A 13,399-nucleotide genomic window follows, 5' to 3' on the forward strand; every position below is an offset into this window, starting at 1 on the left:
ACGCTTCGCAAGGCCTTGCGGGCCAGTTGGCCGCACAAGGCCTCGAAACGACGCCCGCGAGGGCGCCGTCAAAGCAGCCGAACGGTGGCTTGCCTGCTCTCAGGCAGTCGCCTTGCGCTTCGTTGCCTTGGCGACAGCGGCCGGCGCTGCTGCCGGCTTGCGGCCAAGTCCCGTCGACTTTGCCAGCGCCGATCGCGTCGCCGAGTAGTTCGGCGCAACCATCGGATAGTCCGGCGGCAAGCCCCATTTGGCCCGATAGTCGTCCGGGCTTAGGCCGTAGTCGGTCCGCAGATGCCGCTTGAGCGACTTGAACTTCTTTCCGTCCTCAAGGCAGATGATGTAGTCGGGAAACACCGACTTCTTCGGATTGACTGCCGGAACCAGGTTTGGAGTTTCCGCGACAACTGCACCAGCGAGCTTGCGAACCGAAGCACTGACGCTGGCAATCAACTCAGGCAGGCCGGAAGCCGGAAGGGGATTGTTGCCTACATAGGCCGAGACAATATCGGCCGTCAGCTCGATAACGGTCTTATCATCGATATTTGACAATTCTTTCACCTTATTTGCGACAAAATCCTCCACCCCAGCGAAGACTTGTGTCGATGTATCTCTTTAACCGCGTCCCCCAACGGACCGCCAAGTCTCATAAAAGAATGAAGAATCGGCCAAAATAGCATTCATGCGAAATCGACGCCGTGCAAATTAGAAAATCTAATACTTGGAACCAGCAGACTTAGCGGCAGGACTTTCGTCCAATATCTCCAGAATACGCTTCCAGCGGGCGCAGCGCGCCAAATCCTTTTGTTCTATCGCCTTTTCGGCCCTCATCGCGGCGTAAAGCGGTGCCTCGACGCCGAATTCGTCGATCAGCCAATGCGCTTCCTGAATGGCCAGACGCTCATTCTCGTCAAACATGGTTTTCGGCCTCCGAACGTTCCACACCGACCGCGACACAACTGCCGATGACGAGAATGGCTCCGACAATGGCCGTCACCGTCAGCCGTTCGCCGGACAAGGTCAAAAGCAGGGTCGAGGCGATCGGCGTGAGATAGGCGACCACCGCGACCCTGCCGCTGCCTTCAAGCTTCAAGGCGCGCGACCAGAAATAGTAGCCCAAGCCCATCGGACCGGCGCCGAGATAAAGGCCGAGAGCCAGGTCCGCGCCGATGGGCCAGGTGAAACCGTCGCGAGCGCACCACAGAAACGTCAAAGCGACGCCGATCAACGATGAGGGCAGCAACAGGCGATCGGCTGGGGTGGCGACCCGTCCCACCATGATCGAATAGAAGGCCATGCACAGCGCCGACCCGAATGCGGCGAGATACCCGACCAGATCGCCGTCGAGCCAGGATTGGTTGCGCCCTCCCGAAATCACCAGCGCGACGCCGATGAAGCCTACCACCGCGGCGAGACCCAACAGTGCCGGACGCCGCGGATTTTCCAAGGCAATGACTGCCGCCGCGACCATCAACGGCCAGGTGTAGGCGACCAGATTGGCCTCGATCACCGGCATCGAAGCGAAGGCGATGTATTGCAGCACCATGGTGCCGACCAGGCCGATGAAGCCGACCGCGAGAGAGATGAGCGCCGCCCCGGCCGTGACCGGTGCTACTCTTTCCCGGCTCATCAATCGGATGGCCCGGCTCATCAATCGGATGGCGGCGAAGACGAGTGCAGCGCCTGCAAATTGCAGGAACTGGACCTGCGACACCGGGTGGCCGGTCAGCAGGGATTTGCCGACCAGGGCATTGGTGGACCACAACGCCACCGCACCGGCAGCGAAGACCAACGCGGATATCGAGCCGGATCCCTGCCGAAACAATCGGCATGGGATTCTATTTTGCTGTTCGACCATGATCCTGTCCGAAAACCGGTTCCGACTTTTCGGGATCATGGTTCACTATCATGATTCCCTGGCTCCGCCCGGAACCGGAGCATCGACGGCGGCGGGCACGGGATGCTCCGCCTCGAACCGACGGTAGGCCGGGAGCTGGTTGGTCCAGACATCTTCGGCCAGTTCGCTGACCCACTCACGGTCGTGGTCATTGTCGGCGGCGAGATAGAACATTCTGTTGTCGTCGACATAGGGTTTGGCCACCGAGCGCTGGTTGAGCACCAGCGTGACGCGCTCGCCGAACCGGATCGGCGCGGTGCGATGCAGGACGCCCAGGAACTGGCCGAGCGTCGCGTAGTTCATCTTGTGATCGATGCGCATGACACTGTTGCGCGGGATCTCGCGGCCGGATTCGAGAATGGCGCGGCCGGTTTCGGAGTCGTCGCAATAGATTTCGAGGTGGCCGCCGACCAGCGGATTGCTGATCGACAGCGGAATGAGCTCGGTGACCGGAACGCCATCGCAATGCCACTCCACGGCGCCGTCCCTGGATTCATGAAGGTGACCGTCGAGCCGACGATCGACAGCGGATAGGGCTCCAGCTTGGTGCCCATCATGTCGGACAGCCGCTCCAGGCGCAGCTTGTCATGCAGCAATTCCCTGATCTCGGGGATGTAACGGTCGGCCCCGGTGATGAAGGTCAGATCGAGGTGCTTGTGCACGGCATGGCTGGCCTTGAGCTTCAGGGCAGCCTCCTCGATCGCGGCAAGCAGTGCCGGGTCATAGCCGTGCAGATATTGCGCGACACCGAAACTCGACACTTTCCAGGCGGTTTCATGGCCGATAATGGCTTCGCGGCTCATCGCATAACGCAGTTCGGGAATGGTGTGGGCGTTCATTGTACTTCTCCAGGATGGGGGCAACACTTGGTAAACAGTCGATTAATTCACCCACCCCTGTAAAATTAGGAATGCTGGTGCTAGTGTAAGCCAAGCTTAAGGTCGAAACCGTGCGTCTGCTCAGTCAGGTCAACCTCAATTCGCTGAAAATCGTCGAAAGTGCTGCGCGGCACGGGAATTTCACGCGCGCCGGTGAAGAACAGTTTATTACCGCTTCAGCGGTCAGCCAGCGCGTGAAAAGCCTGGAGGATCAGCTTCGTTTCAAGATTTTCCAGCGCGGCGGCAATGCGGTGTCGTTGACGCCGGAGGGCGAGACCTATGTCTCGCGCGTTCGCGAGGCGCTGGAGCGAATCGTGGCCGCCAGCATGGAAGCGACCGGACAATCGCAGGAGCATGTGCTAAAAATATCGGTGCTGCCGACCTTTGCGGCACGCTGGCTGTTTCCGCGCCTGCCGCTGTTCCAGCAGCAATATCCCGATATCGTGATGCGGGTCTCGACTTCGTACGCGACGCATGAGTTCACGGCCTCGGAATTCGATCTCGAAATCCGTTATGGCGACGGTCACTTTCACGGGCTGCAGTCCGATCTGCTGTTTCGCGAAGACCTGACACCGGTGTGCAGCCGCAAGCTGTTCCACGAAGTCCTCGGCGACAAGCGGCTGTCGAAGGTGACACCGGACGACCTCAAGCACTTCACCCTGCTGCATTCCGACACCTGCACCCAGAATTGGCAGTCCTGGCTTGGTTTCGCCGGCGCCAGCTTCGTGCTCAGCGAGACCAAGAGCATCTATTTCGACTCGTGCATGATGTCCTACGAGGCAGCCAATTCCGGGATGGGCTTTGCGGTGGCCAACCGTGCCTATATGGCCAGCGACATCCGCGCCGAAAGGCTGGTGGCTCCCTTCGCCGTCCATCATCCGAACACGGCTGGCTGGTATTTTGTCTCTCCGCTGAAAGGCCTTGCCGCACGCAAGGTCCAGTTGTTCAAGCAGTGGGTCATGGCGGAAGCGGCCCTGACCCAGTCCCAGTTGGACAACGAAATCAGGGGCGAGGCTTCGACGGCTGCCTGAATCCATCCGGTGCCTACTGATGCAAAGACGATGCTGCAGCACAAAATGCAGCGACGGCCGGCACAACCTTCGGACTGACTACGCAAACGCCACCGGATCAGGCGAAAGCCCTGCCCTCCTCGGTCCGCTGGAAAAGCATCAGGTCCAACCCCAGGCTTGGCCGTCCCAGGATGGTCAAGATCGTATGCGCCTGGCCGCGATGGTGGGTCTGGTGGTTGAAGACATGGTCCAGCGCCGGCGCCAGCCTTTGCGAAACGGTGCGCATGTCCGAGACGGTCATGTAGGTGAACCGGCCCGTCAACGCCTTGTCATTGAGGCCGCCGACCCAATCGATGATCCGCCTGTCCTCGGCTTCACGCGCCGCCCGCAGGCCGGTCAACCCCCGATGCAGGATAGCGTCCAGTGTCGTCGGCGCGTCGCCCTCCCCGGTGAAGCGCTTCATCCAGATGCGGTCGGCAGTCAAAAGGTGGTTGAGCGTGCCCATCATCGAGCCGAAGAAGGCGCCGACATCGCGGTTGAATTCCTCATCATCGAGTTCGGCGGCGGCATCATAGATGCGACCGTTGGCCCATTGATTATAGGCCGCAAACATCATGAAATGCTGTCTCATGGCTTCCCTCGGCTCGCGTCGATGCGGGGCCTACCTAACCCGCACGGGAGCCGCCGCCAATGACCATTCTGCTTTATGATCTCGTCGGACGCGACAGCACACGTCCGTTCAGCCCGCATTGCTGGAAGGTGGCGATGGCGCTTGCCCACAAGGGGCTCGACATATCAACCGTACCGACGCGCTTTCTCGAGGTGCCCGCTGTCGAGGGCGGCGTTTCGAAAACCGTTCCGGTGATCCGCGACGGCGAGACAGTCCTCGCGGATTCTTTCGCCATCGCGCTCTATCTCGATGAAGCCTATCCGGACCGGCCGACGCTGTTTGGCGGTGAAGGCGGCGAGGCGATGGCGCGCTTCATCGAACGCTGGTCGCAAGTGACCATTCATCCCTACGTGACCACCGCGGCCATCATGGACCTTCATGCCATGCAGGACGCGGAAAACGCCGTCTATTTCCGCCAAAGCCGGGAGCAGCGTCTTGGCAAGAGGCTGGAGGAGGTGACGGCCGCCAGGGAGGCCGGGCTCGGCACTTTCAGAGCCTCGCTGGAGCCATTGCGCTCGATGCTCTTCTATCAGCCGTTCATCGGCGGCGCGGCGCCGCTGTTTGGCGACTATATCGTCTTCGGCGCCTTGCAATGGGCGCGCATAGCCTCGCCCTACCAATTGCTCGACGACGGCGACGTGGTGGCGCAGTGGTTCGCCCGCTGCCTCGACCTGCATGGCGGGCTGGGGCGAAAGGTCGCCGCCGCGGCTTGACGCCGTAAAGCAGTAACTTACTTGGCCGCCTTCTTTGGCTTGCCGGCCTTCGTGGCAGCCTTTGCCTCCTTGGGGGCGGCTTTTGGCTTGGCGGCGCCAGCTGCCTTCTTGGTTGGCTTTTTGGCTGCCGACTTGTCCGTGGCGTCCTCCTGGTCGACATCCGCCGCCGCCTGATGCCAATGGCGCTCATGATGTCCAGCCGGCTGGCCCTCTTGCAGCCAGATCTGGTGCGCACGGTTGCGAATGCGTTCCTGACGATCGTCTGTCATGGTCATGTTGTCTCCATACGGCCCGACCTCAGCGCGGCGCCGGCACGCGACTATAGCAAGCAAAGCGTTGCTGTGCAGCCGTCTGATCGGGGGCCCTTGGCAATGGGCCGGGCGGCTTGTATAGAGCCCGCCACTCTCAATTCCATTCTCAGACAAGGACGACCCATGGCGCTCGAACGCACATTTTCCATGATCAAGCCGGACGCAACCCGGCGCAATCTCACCGGCGCCATCACCAGGATGCTGGAAGAGGCAGGCCTGCGTGTCATCGCCTCGCGCCGGGTCTGGATGAGCCGCCGCGAAGCGGAAGGCTTCTATGCCGTCCACAAGGACCGTCCTTTCTTCGGCGAATTGGTTGAATTCATGTCGTCGGCACCGACCGTCGTCCAGGTGCTGGAAGGCGAGAACGCCATTGCCAGGAACCGCGAAGTGATGGGCGCCACGAACCCGGCCAACGCCGCCGAAGGCACCATCCGCAAGGTTCATGCGCTGTCGATCGGCGAAAACTCCGTGCACGGCTCCGACGCACCGGAGACCGCGGCAGAAGAGATCAAGTACTGGTTCTCGGACACCGAGATCGTCGGCTGAGCCGACGATCCAGACCTTGGATTCCGTAAAAAGAAGGCCGGCGTTTCGCCGGCCTTTTTCGTTGGGGGTCAGCTCGCCGCGCTAAAGCGCAGGATCTCGCGGCCATCCTTGCCTGATATGATGAGCTTGCCGGCCTCGACGCGGTATGACGCCGCCTTGGCCAGCGCATCGAACAGCGCCTTTTCCTCGGCCATCACCTCTGGCGCACAGGCCTTGTAGGTCGAACCGATGTCTCCGATCACGATCGTTTGCCCATTGACCTTGGCGGTGGCGAAATAGGTGTTGCAGGGGCCGCTGCCGCCCGCCTTGCCGGCCTCGCTGACCCTGAATGTCGCTTGCGGGGCAGCGATGACGCCGATGCCGTCGACATAGTCGACCAGCCAGAGCTGGTCGAAGACCGAAACCGTCGGCTCGGCGTTCGGGGCGACCATCTTCAGCATGATGGTCTGCGGCACGTCGGTCAGCGGATCGACCTGATGGCGCATATCGGAGATGAACAGGAGCTTGTCGTCGACGGTGATGCGGGCTTGCAACGCGTAAGTCATCTGCGACCGGATGACGGAAGGGTCGAATTTGATCTCGAAGCTGATCGGCACCTGGCCGGTCGGCTTCACTTTCTGCTCGCCGATAATGGTGGCCGGCGCATCGGCCAGCGACACATCGGCAAGTTGCACAGAGAGCACGGCACTGGGCGGCAAGGCAATGCGCTCGCGATAGATCACTTCGCCTCTCACTGCCTTTTCGGCGGCAACAGACTGCTCAGGAACGGCCAATATGCCGACGACCAGAGGCACGAAACCGAAGATGAAGAACTCCGCGATCCTGTCCAGCATGACCATCTCCCTCACCCCGGGCTGCCAATGCCCTGGGCTGCCAATGCCACGGGTTGCCAATGCCCAGGCTGACCAATTCCGCCAATTGGCCAAAGGATTGCGGTCAATGCATGGCTGCGGCGGATCTTATTCGGACGCTTTCCAGCGTTGCGCGGCCGTTGCATCGGCTTCCTTGGCCTCGACCCAGCCACCCTCCGAGCCGTCAGCCCGATGCTCCTTCTTCCAGAAGGGCGCGCGCGATTTGAGATAGTCCATGAGAAAATTCGCCGCCTCGAACGCCGCATGGCGGTGCGCGGAGGCTGCCACCACCAGCACGATGCTCTCGCCGGGCGCGATCTTCCCGTGGCGGTGGATGGCGGTGAGCCCCTGCAACGGCCAACGCTCGACCGCTTCAGCAGCGATGCGGGCGATTTCTGCTTCGGCCATACCGGGATAGTGTTCGAGCTCGAGCGCTGAGAGCGCGCCCTGCTCGTCGCGGCAAAGGCCTGAGAAGCTCACCACGGCGCCGATATCGGCGCGGCCTTGCGTCAGTCTGGCGATTTCGGCCGCGACGTCAAAATCTTGGCGCTGAATGCGCACGACAGGTATGATCCCGCCGGTCATTTCAGCCCCCGGTCATCGGCGGGAACAGCGCGATTTCGCGGGCGCCCGCGATCTTCTCGCGGTGCTCGACATGCTCCTGGTTGATAGCGACACGGATGACGTCAGGATATTGCAGCGCGTGCTCGTAGCCCTCGCCGCGCGATTTCAGCCAGCGCAGGAGATCGGCGACCGTCTCGATGCCAGCCGGCAAGTCGACGTCTTCCTCGGGCATGCCGATGCGCTCGCGCACCCAGGCAAAATAGATGAGCCGGGTCGTCATCTCACTCGTCCATGATGTGCTTGAGGCCGGCGCGGAAATAGTCGTAGCCGGTGTAGAGTGTGACCAACGCCGCGATCCACAGCAGCACCAGCCCGGTCTGGGTGGTCAGCGGAAAGATCTTGTCGCCGGCCGGTCCGGCCAAGAGGAACGCTATGGCGACCATCTGGATGGCGGTCTTCCATTTTGCCAGCTGCGTCACCGGCACCGAGACTTTCAGCGCCGCCAGATATTCGCGCAGGCCCGAGACGAGGATTTCGCGGCACAGGATGATGATCGCCGCCCACAACGACCAGCCGGCAATGCCCGCATGGCGATCGGTGTCCGCAGCCAGCAGCAGCAGGCAGGTGGCGACCAGCAGCTTGTCAGCGATCGGGTCGAGCATCTTGCCGATGTTGGAGGTCTGTTGCCAGGCGCGCGCCAGATAGCCATCCAGATAATCGGTGATCGAGGCGAGCAGGAAGATGATCAGCGCCGACCACCGGGCAAAGTCGCTCGACTTCAGATGTCCTTCGAGAAAAAAGCACAGCACCACCATCGGCACCGCGACGATGCGGGCGTAGGTGAGCATGTTGGGCAGGTTGAACGCGCGCTTGGCCATATCCGGGAAACTCTTTCTGCCTGCCTACTCAAATCAGAAGCGAATGTGGGGGGTCAACAGGCCAGATTCGACAGGCCAGATGAAAGTGCCAGATTTTTCAACTCTCGTGGAAGTGATTGTAGACCAGTTTCGCCACCTGCTCGGAAATCCCGTCGACTTTCCGCAGATCCTCGATGGCCGCGCGGCTGACCGCCTTGGCGGTGCCGAATGCCAGCAGCAATGCCCGCTTGCGGCCGGGACCGATGCCGCTGATCTCATCAAGTGGGCTCTTGACCATTTCCTTCTTGCGGCGAGCCCGATGCGAGCCGATCGCGAAACGGTGAACCTCATCGCGCAGCCGCTGGACGAAATAGAGCACGGGGTCGCGGACCGGTAGGGAAAACGAGTCCCTGCCTTTGACGAAGAACCGCTCGCGGCCGGCATCGCGGTCCTGGCCCTTGGCGATGCCGATGGCAACCACGCGGTCCTCGATGCCGAGATCGGCGAGGATCTTGCGCACCGCGGTCATCTGGCCCTGGCCACCGTCGATCAGGATGACATCGGGCCAGGCCGGGAAGCTGCCGGAGATATCGTCCTCCATATCGTCTGCCGAACCGTCGGCTGCATCCCCAGCCGGGACATCGCCATGCTCCTTGAGCAACCGCGAAAACCGCCGTTCCATCACCTCGCGCATCATGCCGAAATCGTCGCCAGGCGTGATCTCGGTCGAGCGGATGTTGAATTTCCGGTACTGGTTCTTCACGAACCCCTCCGGTCCGGCAACGACCATGGCGCCGACGGCATTGGTGCCCATGATGTGCGAATTGTCGTAGACCTCGATGCGCACTGGCGGCTTCGGCAGGCCGAATGTCTCGGCGAAACCGGCAAGCAGGCGTCCCTGGGTGGAGGTTTCAGCCAGCCGGCGTCCGAGCGCTTCGCGGGCATTCTGCAAAGCGTTGTCGGTCAGGTCCTTCTTCTCGCCGCGCTGCGGCACGGAGATTGCGACCTTGCGGCCGGCGCGGGTGGAGAGCGCCTCGGCCAGCAATTCCTGATCCTCGACGCCATGCGACAGAAGAATGTTCCGCGGCGTCGGCTTGTCGTCATAGAACTGCGCCAGGAACGAGCCCAGCACCTCGGCTGCTTCCAACGCCGGATCGGCCTTGGGGAAATAGGCGCGGTTGCCCCAGTTCTGGCCGGTGCGGAAGAAGAACACCTGGATGCAGACCTGGCCGCCTTCCTGATGGATGGCGAAGACATCGGCTTCGTCGACGGTCGCCGGGTTGATGCCCTGGTGGCTCTGCACATGCGACAGGGCCGCCAACCGGTCGCGATAGATCGCGGCGCGCTCGAAATCGAGAGCTTCCGACGCCTGCTGCATGGCGGCCGAGATTTCCGTCTTCACCTTCTGGCTGCGGCCGGACAAGAAGTCCTTCGCCTCATTGACCAGCTCGGCATAGTCCTGGTGCGAGACCTCGCCGGTGCAGGGACCGGCGCAGCGCTTGATCTGATAAAGCAGGCATGGCCGCGTGCGGTTCTCGTAGAACGAGTTGGTGCAACTGCGCAGCAGAAAGGCGCGCTGCAGCGAGTTGATGGTGCGGCCAACGGCACCGGCCGAAGCAAAGGGACCGAAATAATCGCCTTTGCGCGAGCGCGCGCCGCGATGCTTGTAGATGCCCGGCGAGACATGGTCGCCGGTCAAGAGGATATAGGGAAACGACTTGTCGTCGCGCATCAGGACGTTGAATCGCGGCCGCAAGCGCTTGATAAGATTGGCTTCGAGCAGCAGCGCTTCGATCTCGGTGCGGGTGACGACGAACTCCATCGTCGACGTTTCGCGCACCATGCGGCCGATGCGGGTGGTGTGGAAGCGGCCTTGCGCGTAGTTGGTGACGCGCTTCTTCAGGCTGCGTGCCTTGCCGACATAGAGCACATCGCCGGCAGCGTTCATCATGCGGTAGACGCCGGGCGCGTTGGGCAGCCGCTTGACCAGCGTCTGGATCACCTCGGCGCCGATCATGCCTTCCGCGTCGCCGGCATGCGGCGTCCAGTCGATGGCGGTGAAGGCGACATCGGGACCGACGGTTTCAACGATTTCCTCGACCGCCTCGTCCTCGAGGTCGATATCGGGGGGCAGATCGTCGGTGCCGCCGCGCGGCTTGCTTTTGTGGTCTACAGGACTCATTCCGTCATGCCTGTCACATCGGGCGTCTGCCACGCAAGATGCTGGCCGCCATCAAGCGCGATCATCTGGCCGGTGACCGAGCGCGCTTCCCAGAGATAGCGGATAGTGGCGCCGAATTCCGGCAATTCCGGGCCGCGCTTGAGGATCAAGCCATCGACTTGGGCTGCAAAATCGCTGTCGTCCTGACGCGCGTTCTTCAATGTCGGCCCCGGGCCGATGGCATTGACGCGGACGCGGGGACCGAGCGCTTGCGCCATCATCTGGGTGGCTGTCCACAGCGTCGATTTGGACAGTGCATAGGAGAAGTAGCGCGGCGTCGGCCGCCAGACGCGCTGGTCTATCATGTTGACGATCAGGCCCTCCTGCCCTGCCGGTAGTGCCCGGGCGAAATTCTGCGCCAGGAGCGCGGGCGCTTTCACATGGACGGCAAAGTGCCGGTCCCAGGCCCGCCAGTCGAAATCCAGAACCGAATCGTCCTCGAACAGCGACGCGTTGTTGACCAGCAGCGAGAGCGGCCCGAGCGCTGCTTGCGCCTCGCCGATAAGGTCATCGATGGCGTCCATATCGGTCAGGTCGGCGGCGACCACTGCGGCGCGGCCACCTCCGGCGATGATTTCGGCAGCCAACGCATCGGCCTCGCTGCGCGAGCGGTTGCAATGGATGGCGACGGCAAAACCGTGCGCGGCGAGATCCTCGACGATCGCCCTGCCGATCCGCCTGGCCCCGCCCGTCACCAGCGCCGTGACAGTGGCTTTGCTCATATGGTGTCAATCCTCAATTTCGGCCCGAAAAAGCAGTGCCGGCGAAATATGGCCCGGCATGCGTTAAATGGTGTTCGCACCTTGGGCAGCATTGTGGCGAAACGGCCGTTTGGGCATCTTGGCCCGCCCTGGACTCAGGCGTGCCGACCGCAATATAGGGTGCTGGAGTCCTTGCACCAAGCGGTGTGCAGCGCAGCACCGGATGGTTCCTGCCATTTCGCTGTTGCGAAGATGCAACGTCAAGGTTCTGCCTCATTTGCGCCGGGGAATGACCCAAGTTCAGGTTCGCTTCAGCCGCATTTTGACACGACATTTGGAACCGACGAACGCCAGATCCGTTCCCCCCCCCGGACGGGTCGATGGCGATCGTGAGAAACAAGCCTGTGTCCTGTGGCTTAAGGAGTAAAGAACAATGCAAGCCAATCTCAAATTCGCACGGCCGCTGGCCGTTGCGCTCGGGCTCTTCGCCCTCAGCGGAACTGCCTATGCTGCTGACGTGGTTTCGGAAGAGCCGCCGGCACCTGCGCCGATCGCTGAACTTCCCGTCGCTTCGTGGGCCGGCCCCTACGCCGGTCTCAACGTCGGCTATGGCTTCAGCGGCCATACCAAGGAAAAGGATCTGGGTGTTGACAATGTTGACGTCGGCACCAAGGGCTTCGTCGGCAGCGTCTTCGGCGGCTATCAGTGGCAGCAAGAGAACTTCGTCTACGGCGCTGAAGCCGAACTCGGCTACAACGGCGTCAAGGGCGACGATTCTGGCGTCAATTCCAAGGCCGGCTTCGAGGGTTCGTTGCGAGCCCGTCTCGGCTATGCCGTGACCCCCGAAATCCTGCTCTATGGCACCGGCGGTCTCGCCGGAAGAAGCCTGAAGGTCGAAGACGACGTATACGGTTCGGACCGCGCCACGTTGCTCGGCTGGACCGCTGGTCTCGGCACCGACATCAAGCTGACCGACAATGTCTTCGGTCGCGTCGAGTATCGTTACACCGACTTCGGCAGCAAGAGCTTCGATGGCATCGGCAAGGTCAAGGCCACCGACAACCGCGTCACCTTCGGCGTCGGTATGAAGTTCTAAGTCGTTCAAGCCACGACACGAAAAAGCCGGGCCTCGCGCCCGGCTTTTTTTATGCTTGCGTGATTTCCGGGTAAATCTATTCGGGTAATGGGCGGTCAACCGGGAATGCAGGGCTTCAGTTCTGGAAACTTCTCGTCGAAGCGTGCCGCCCACCGCGTCAGCCGGGCGCGACCCTTCTCCCATTTCCCGGCAAAGCGCAGCGCGAGATAGCCAAGGCAGGCGCGCAGCGCCATCTGGCCGGCGGTGATCTTTTTCGGCAGCTTCGGCGGGTTGGCGTTGAGCAGGTCGAGTGCCGCCGTGATCTTCGCCCACTGGCGATCGAGCCAGGGCTGATAGACCATCCCCTCAGGCCGCGTGCGCCGTTCATAGACCATCGACAGCGCACAGTCGCAAATGCCGTCGGCCAATGCCTCCAGCACTTCCGCCTCGAGCCGCTTGTCGGGATTGCGTGGAAAAAGCGCACTCTTCGACAAACGGTTGAGATGCTGGGTGATGGCGCGACTGTCATGGATGGAGCGACCGTCGTCGAGCACCAGAACCGGAATCTTGCCGAGCGGGTTGGCGATCATCAAGTCGGCCGGCTTCTCCTCGGTCTTGATCGGCACCAGATCGACAGCGATGCCGGCATAGGCTGCCGCCATTCGTACCTTGGAACTGTAGGGAGAAGACGACGCATAGAGCAGTCTGGGCATGATCCGTTTCCTGTTTTGCAGGCCGGCAGTGTTGACCGATCGGGCGCGATCGGGCAATGGCCAGAAGCGGAAAACCCAGCCGCCAGAGCGACGCAGCGGCCAGGGCCGTTTAGCGAGCGCTCCATGAAGACGGTGCTTCATCACCATGGTTGCCGGGATCGCGCGAAGCCGCCAGCCGACTGGCAAGACCGACGAGCCTCGCGCCGATGTTTCATCACCCGCATGAATGACACGAAAAAAGCCCCACCGGACTCCGCCCTATGGCGAAGTCCTGGGAGCTGCGAAAAGATATCCTCCGTCCGCCTCTGTTCTCGCCTTCCGACTGCCTAAACAACGAGCGGGGCGCCCTGTGAGGCACCCGCCCTTGACTGTTTCGGCACCGCCCCCGGCGAGGG

Annotated in this window: 18 protein-coding genes; 4 read left to right on the forward strand and 14 right to left on the reverse strand. The window is 61.9% G+C overall.

Annotated features, from left to right (window positions below; all coding sequences use genetic code 11):
• Positions 1-99 precede the first annotated feature (99 nt).
• From RPF88_RS13000 to RPF88_RS13020, 5 genes are all read right to left on the reverse strand, one after another.
• Positions 100-549, reverse strand: coding sequence for a MucR family transcriptional regulator (locus RPF88_RS13000; RefSeq protein WP_013532467.1), 450 nt, complete (start codon positions 547-549; stop codon positions 100-102).
• A gap of 162 nt (positions 550-711) precedes the next feature.
• Entirely contained in the window at positions 712-915 is a 204-nt protein-coding gene (locus tag RPF88_RS13005; protein ID WP_013532468.1) for a hypothetical protein, read from the reverse strand.
• Positions 908-1,855 (reverse strand): DMT family transporter, encoded by a 948-nt coding sequence (locus RPF88_RS13010; RefSeq protein WP_013532469.1) that lies wholly within the window; start codon positions 1,853-1,855, stop codon positions 908-910. Before RPF88_RS13010 ends, RPF88_RS13005 begins: the two co-directional genes overlap by 8 nt.
• A gap of 48 nt (positions 1,856-1,903) precedes the next feature.
• Positions 1,904-2,215, reverse strand: a complete 312-nt coding sequence (locus tag RPF88_RS13015; RefSeq protein ID WP_244514285.1) for a hypothetical protein — start codon at positions 2,213-2,215, stop codon at positions 1,904-1,906.
• Positions 2,194-2,733: a hypothetical protein gene (locus RPF88_RS13020; RefSeq protein ID WP_013532471.1), complete on the reverse strand. Its 540-nt coding sequence runs from the start codon at positions 2,731-2,733 to the stop codon at positions 2,194-2,196. The genes RPF88_RS13015 and RPF88_RS13020 overlap by 22 nt, the downstream gene beginning before the upstream one ends.
• Before the next feature lie 110 nt (positions 2,734-2,843).
• Between RPF88_RS13020 and RPF88_RS13025 the strand changes: the two genes are divergently transcribed.
• A complete protein-coding gene (locus tag RPF88_RS13025; RefSeq protein ID WP_013532472.1) occupies positions 2,844-3,803 on the forward strand; it encodes a LysR substrate-binding domain-containing protein in 960 nt (319 codons plus the stop codon).
• 97 nt (positions 3,804-3,900) lie between these two features.
• On the opposite strand, the gene RPF88_RS13030 is transcribed toward RPF88_RS13025, so the two are convergent.
• Entirely contained in the window at positions 3,901-4,413 is a 513-nt protein-coding gene (locus RPF88_RS13030) for a DinB family protein (protein WP_013532473.1), read from the reverse strand.
• A gap of 59 nt (positions 4,414-4,472) precedes the next feature.
• Between RPF88_RS13030 and RPF88_RS13035 the strand changes: the two genes are divergently transcribed.
• Complete coding sequence (locus RPF88_RS13035) at positions 4,473-5,165, forward strand: glutathione S-transferase family protein (protein ID WP_013532474.1); 693 nt, start codon at positions 4,473-4,475, stop codon at positions 5,163-5,165.
• Positions 5,166-5,182: 17 nt separating this feature from the next.
• On the opposite strand, the gene RPF88_RS13040 is transcribed toward RPF88_RS13035, so the two are convergent.
• Positions 5,183-5,440, reverse strand: a complete 258-nt coding sequence (locus RPF88_RS13040) for a DUF2934 domain-containing protein (protein WP_013532475.1) — start codon at positions 5,438-5,440, stop codon at positions 5,183-5,185.
• A gap of 159 nt (positions 5,441-5,599) precedes the next feature.
• Between RPF88_RS13040 and ndk the strand changes: the two genes are divergently transcribed.
• Complete coding sequence (gene ndk / locus RPF88_RS13045) at positions 5,600-6,022, forward strand: nucleoside-diphosphate kinase (RefSeq protein WP_013532476.1); 423 nt, start codon at positions 5,600-5,602, stop codon at positions 6,020-6,022.
• 68 nt (positions 6,023-6,090) lie between these two features.
• Here ndk and RPF88_RS13050 read toward each other — a convergent pair whose 3' ends face one another.
• From RPF88_RS13050 to RPF88_RS13075, 6 genes are all read right to left on the reverse strand, one after another.
• Entirely contained in the window at positions 6,091-6,855 is a 765-nt protein-coding gene (locus RPF88_RS13050; protein ID WP_013532477.1) for a YbaY family lipoprotein, read from the reverse strand.
• Positions 6,856-6,981: 126 nt separating this feature from the next.
• Positions 6,982-7,458, reverse strand: coding sequence for a molybdenum cofactor biosynthesis protein MoaE (locus RPF88_RS13055; protein ID WP_013532478.1), 477 nt, complete (start codon positions 7,456-7,458; stop codon positions 6,982-6,984).
• 1 nt (position 7,459) lies between these two features.
• The gene (gene moaD, locus RPF88_RS13060; protein ID WP_013532479.1) at positions 7,460-7,717 is read right to left on the reverse strand and encodes a molybdopterin converting factor subunit 1; all 258 of its coding nucleotides are present in this window, start codon (positions 7,715-7,717) and stop codon (positions 7,460-7,462) included.
• A 1-nt stretch (position 7,718) separates the two neighbouring features.
• Entirely contained in the window at positions 7,719-8,315 is a 597-nt protein-coding gene (gene pgsA / locus RPF88_RS13065) for a CDP-diacylglycerol--glycerol-3-phosphate 3-phosphatidyltransferase (RefSeq protein ID WP_013532480.1), read from the reverse strand.
• A 97-nt stretch (positions 8,316-8,412) separates the two neighbouring features.
• Positions 8,413-10,476, reverse strand: coding sequence for an excinuclease ABC subunit UvrC (gene uvrC / locus RPF88_RS13070; RefSeq protein ID WP_013532481.1), 2,064 nt, complete (start codon positions 10,474-10,476; stop codon positions 8,413-8,415).
• The gene (locus RPF88_RS13075; RefSeq protein WP_013532482.1) at positions 10,473-11,237 is read right to left on the reverse strand and encodes an SDR family oxidoreductase; all 765 of its coding nucleotides are present in this window, start codon (positions 11,235-11,237) and stop codon (positions 10,473-10,475) included. The genes uvrC and RPF88_RS13075 overlap by 4 nt, the downstream gene beginning before the upstream one ends.
• A 412-nt stretch (positions 11,238-11,649) precedes the next feature.
• Between RPF88_RS13075 and RPF88_RS13080 the strand changes: the two genes are divergently transcribed.
• A complete protein-coding gene (locus tag RPF88_RS13080) occupies positions 11,650-12,312 on the forward strand; it encodes an outer membrane protein (protein WP_013532483.1) in 663 nt (220 codons plus the stop codon).
• A 95-nt stretch (positions 12,313-12,407) separates the two neighbouring features.
• Here RPF88_RS13080 and RPF88_RS13085 read toward each other — a convergent pair whose 3' ends face one another.
• Positions 12,408-13,004, reverse strand: a complete 597-nt coding sequence (locus RPF88_RS13085) for a glutathione S-transferase family protein (RefSeq protein WP_337122531.1) — start codon at positions 13,002-13,004, stop codon at positions 12,408-12,410.
• Positions 13,005-13,399: the final 395 nt, after the last annotated feature.

The sequence above is a fragment of the Mesorhizobium sp. ISC11 genome (genome assembly GCF_037162595.1).
Classification (GTDB): domain Bacteria; phylum Pseudomonadota; class Alphaproteobacteria; order Rhizobiales; family Rhizobiaceae; genus Mesorhizobium; species Mesorhizobium ciceri.

What these genes read in the sequence shown, in the direction of transcription:
- RPF88_RS13005 (WP_013532468.1), bottom strand. Translation starts at nt 915, where the DNA reads ATGTTTGACGAGAATGAGCGTCTGGCCATTCAGGAAGCGCATTGGCTG.
- RPF88_RS13010 (WP_013532469.1), bottom strand. Translation starts at nt 1,855, where the DNA reads ATGGTCGAACAGCAAAATAGAATCCCATGCCGATTGTTTCGGCAGGGA.
- RPF88_RS13015 (WP_244514285.1), bottom strand. Translation starts at nt 2,215, where the DNA reads ATGCGCATCGATCACAAGATGAACTACGCGACGCTCGGCCAGTTCCTG.
- RPF88_RS13020 (WP_013532471.1), bottom strand. Translation starts at nt 2,733, where the DNA reads ATGAACGCCCACACCATTCCCGAACTGCGTTATGCGATGAGCCGCGAA.
- RPF88_RS13030 (WP_013532473.1), bottom strand. Translation starts at nt 4,413, where the DNA reads ATGAGACAGCATTTCATGATGTTTGCGGCCTATAATCAATGGGCCAAC.
- RPF88_RS13035 (WP_013532474.1), top strand. Translation starts at nt 4,473, where the DNA reads ATGACCATTCTGCTTTATGATCTCGTCGGACGCGACAGCACACGTCCG.
- RPF88_RS13040 (WP_013532475.1), bottom strand. Translation starts at nt 5,440, where the DNA reads ATGACCATGACAGACGATCGTCAGGAACGCATTCGCAACCGTGCGCAC.
- ndk (WP_013532476.1), top strand. Translation starts at nt 5,600, where the DNA reads ATGGCGCTCGAACGCACATTTTCCATGATCAAGCCGGACGCAACCCGG.
- RPF88_RS13050 (WP_013532477.1), bottom strand. Translation starts at nt 6,855, where the DNA reads ATGCTGGACAGGATCGCGGAGTTCTTCATCTTCGGTTTCGTGCCTCTG.
- RPF88_RS13055 (WP_013532478.1), bottom strand. Translation starts at nt 7,458, where the DNA reads ATGACCGGCGGGATCATACCTGTCGTGCGCATTCAGCGCCAAGATTTT.
- moaD (WP_013532479.1), bottom strand. Translation starts at nt 7,717, where the DNA reads ATGACGACCCGGCTCATCTATTTTGCCTGGGTGCGCGAGCGCATCGGC.
- pgsA (WP_013532480.1), bottom strand. Translation starts at nt 8,315, where the DNA reads ATGGCCAAGCGCGCGTTCAACCTGCCCAACATGCTCACCTACGCCCGC.
- uvrC (WP_013532481.1), bottom strand. Translation starts at nt 10,476, where the DNA reads ATGAGTCCTGTAGACCACAAAAGCAAGCCGCGCGGCGGCACCGACGAT.
- RPF88_RS13075 (WP_013532482.1), bottom strand. Translation starts at nt 11,237, where the DNA reads ATGAGCAAAGCCACTGTCACGGCGCTGGTGACGGGCGGGGCCAGGCGG.
- RPF88_RS13080 (WP_013532483.1), top strand. Translation starts at nt 11,650, where the DNA reads ATGCAAGCCAATCTCAAATTCGCACGGCCGCTGGCCGTTGCGCTCGGG.
- RPF88_RS13085 (WP_337122531.1), bottom strand. Translation starts at nt 13,004, where the DNA reads ATGCCCAGACTGCTCTATGCGTCGTCTTCTCCCTACAGTTCCAAGGTA.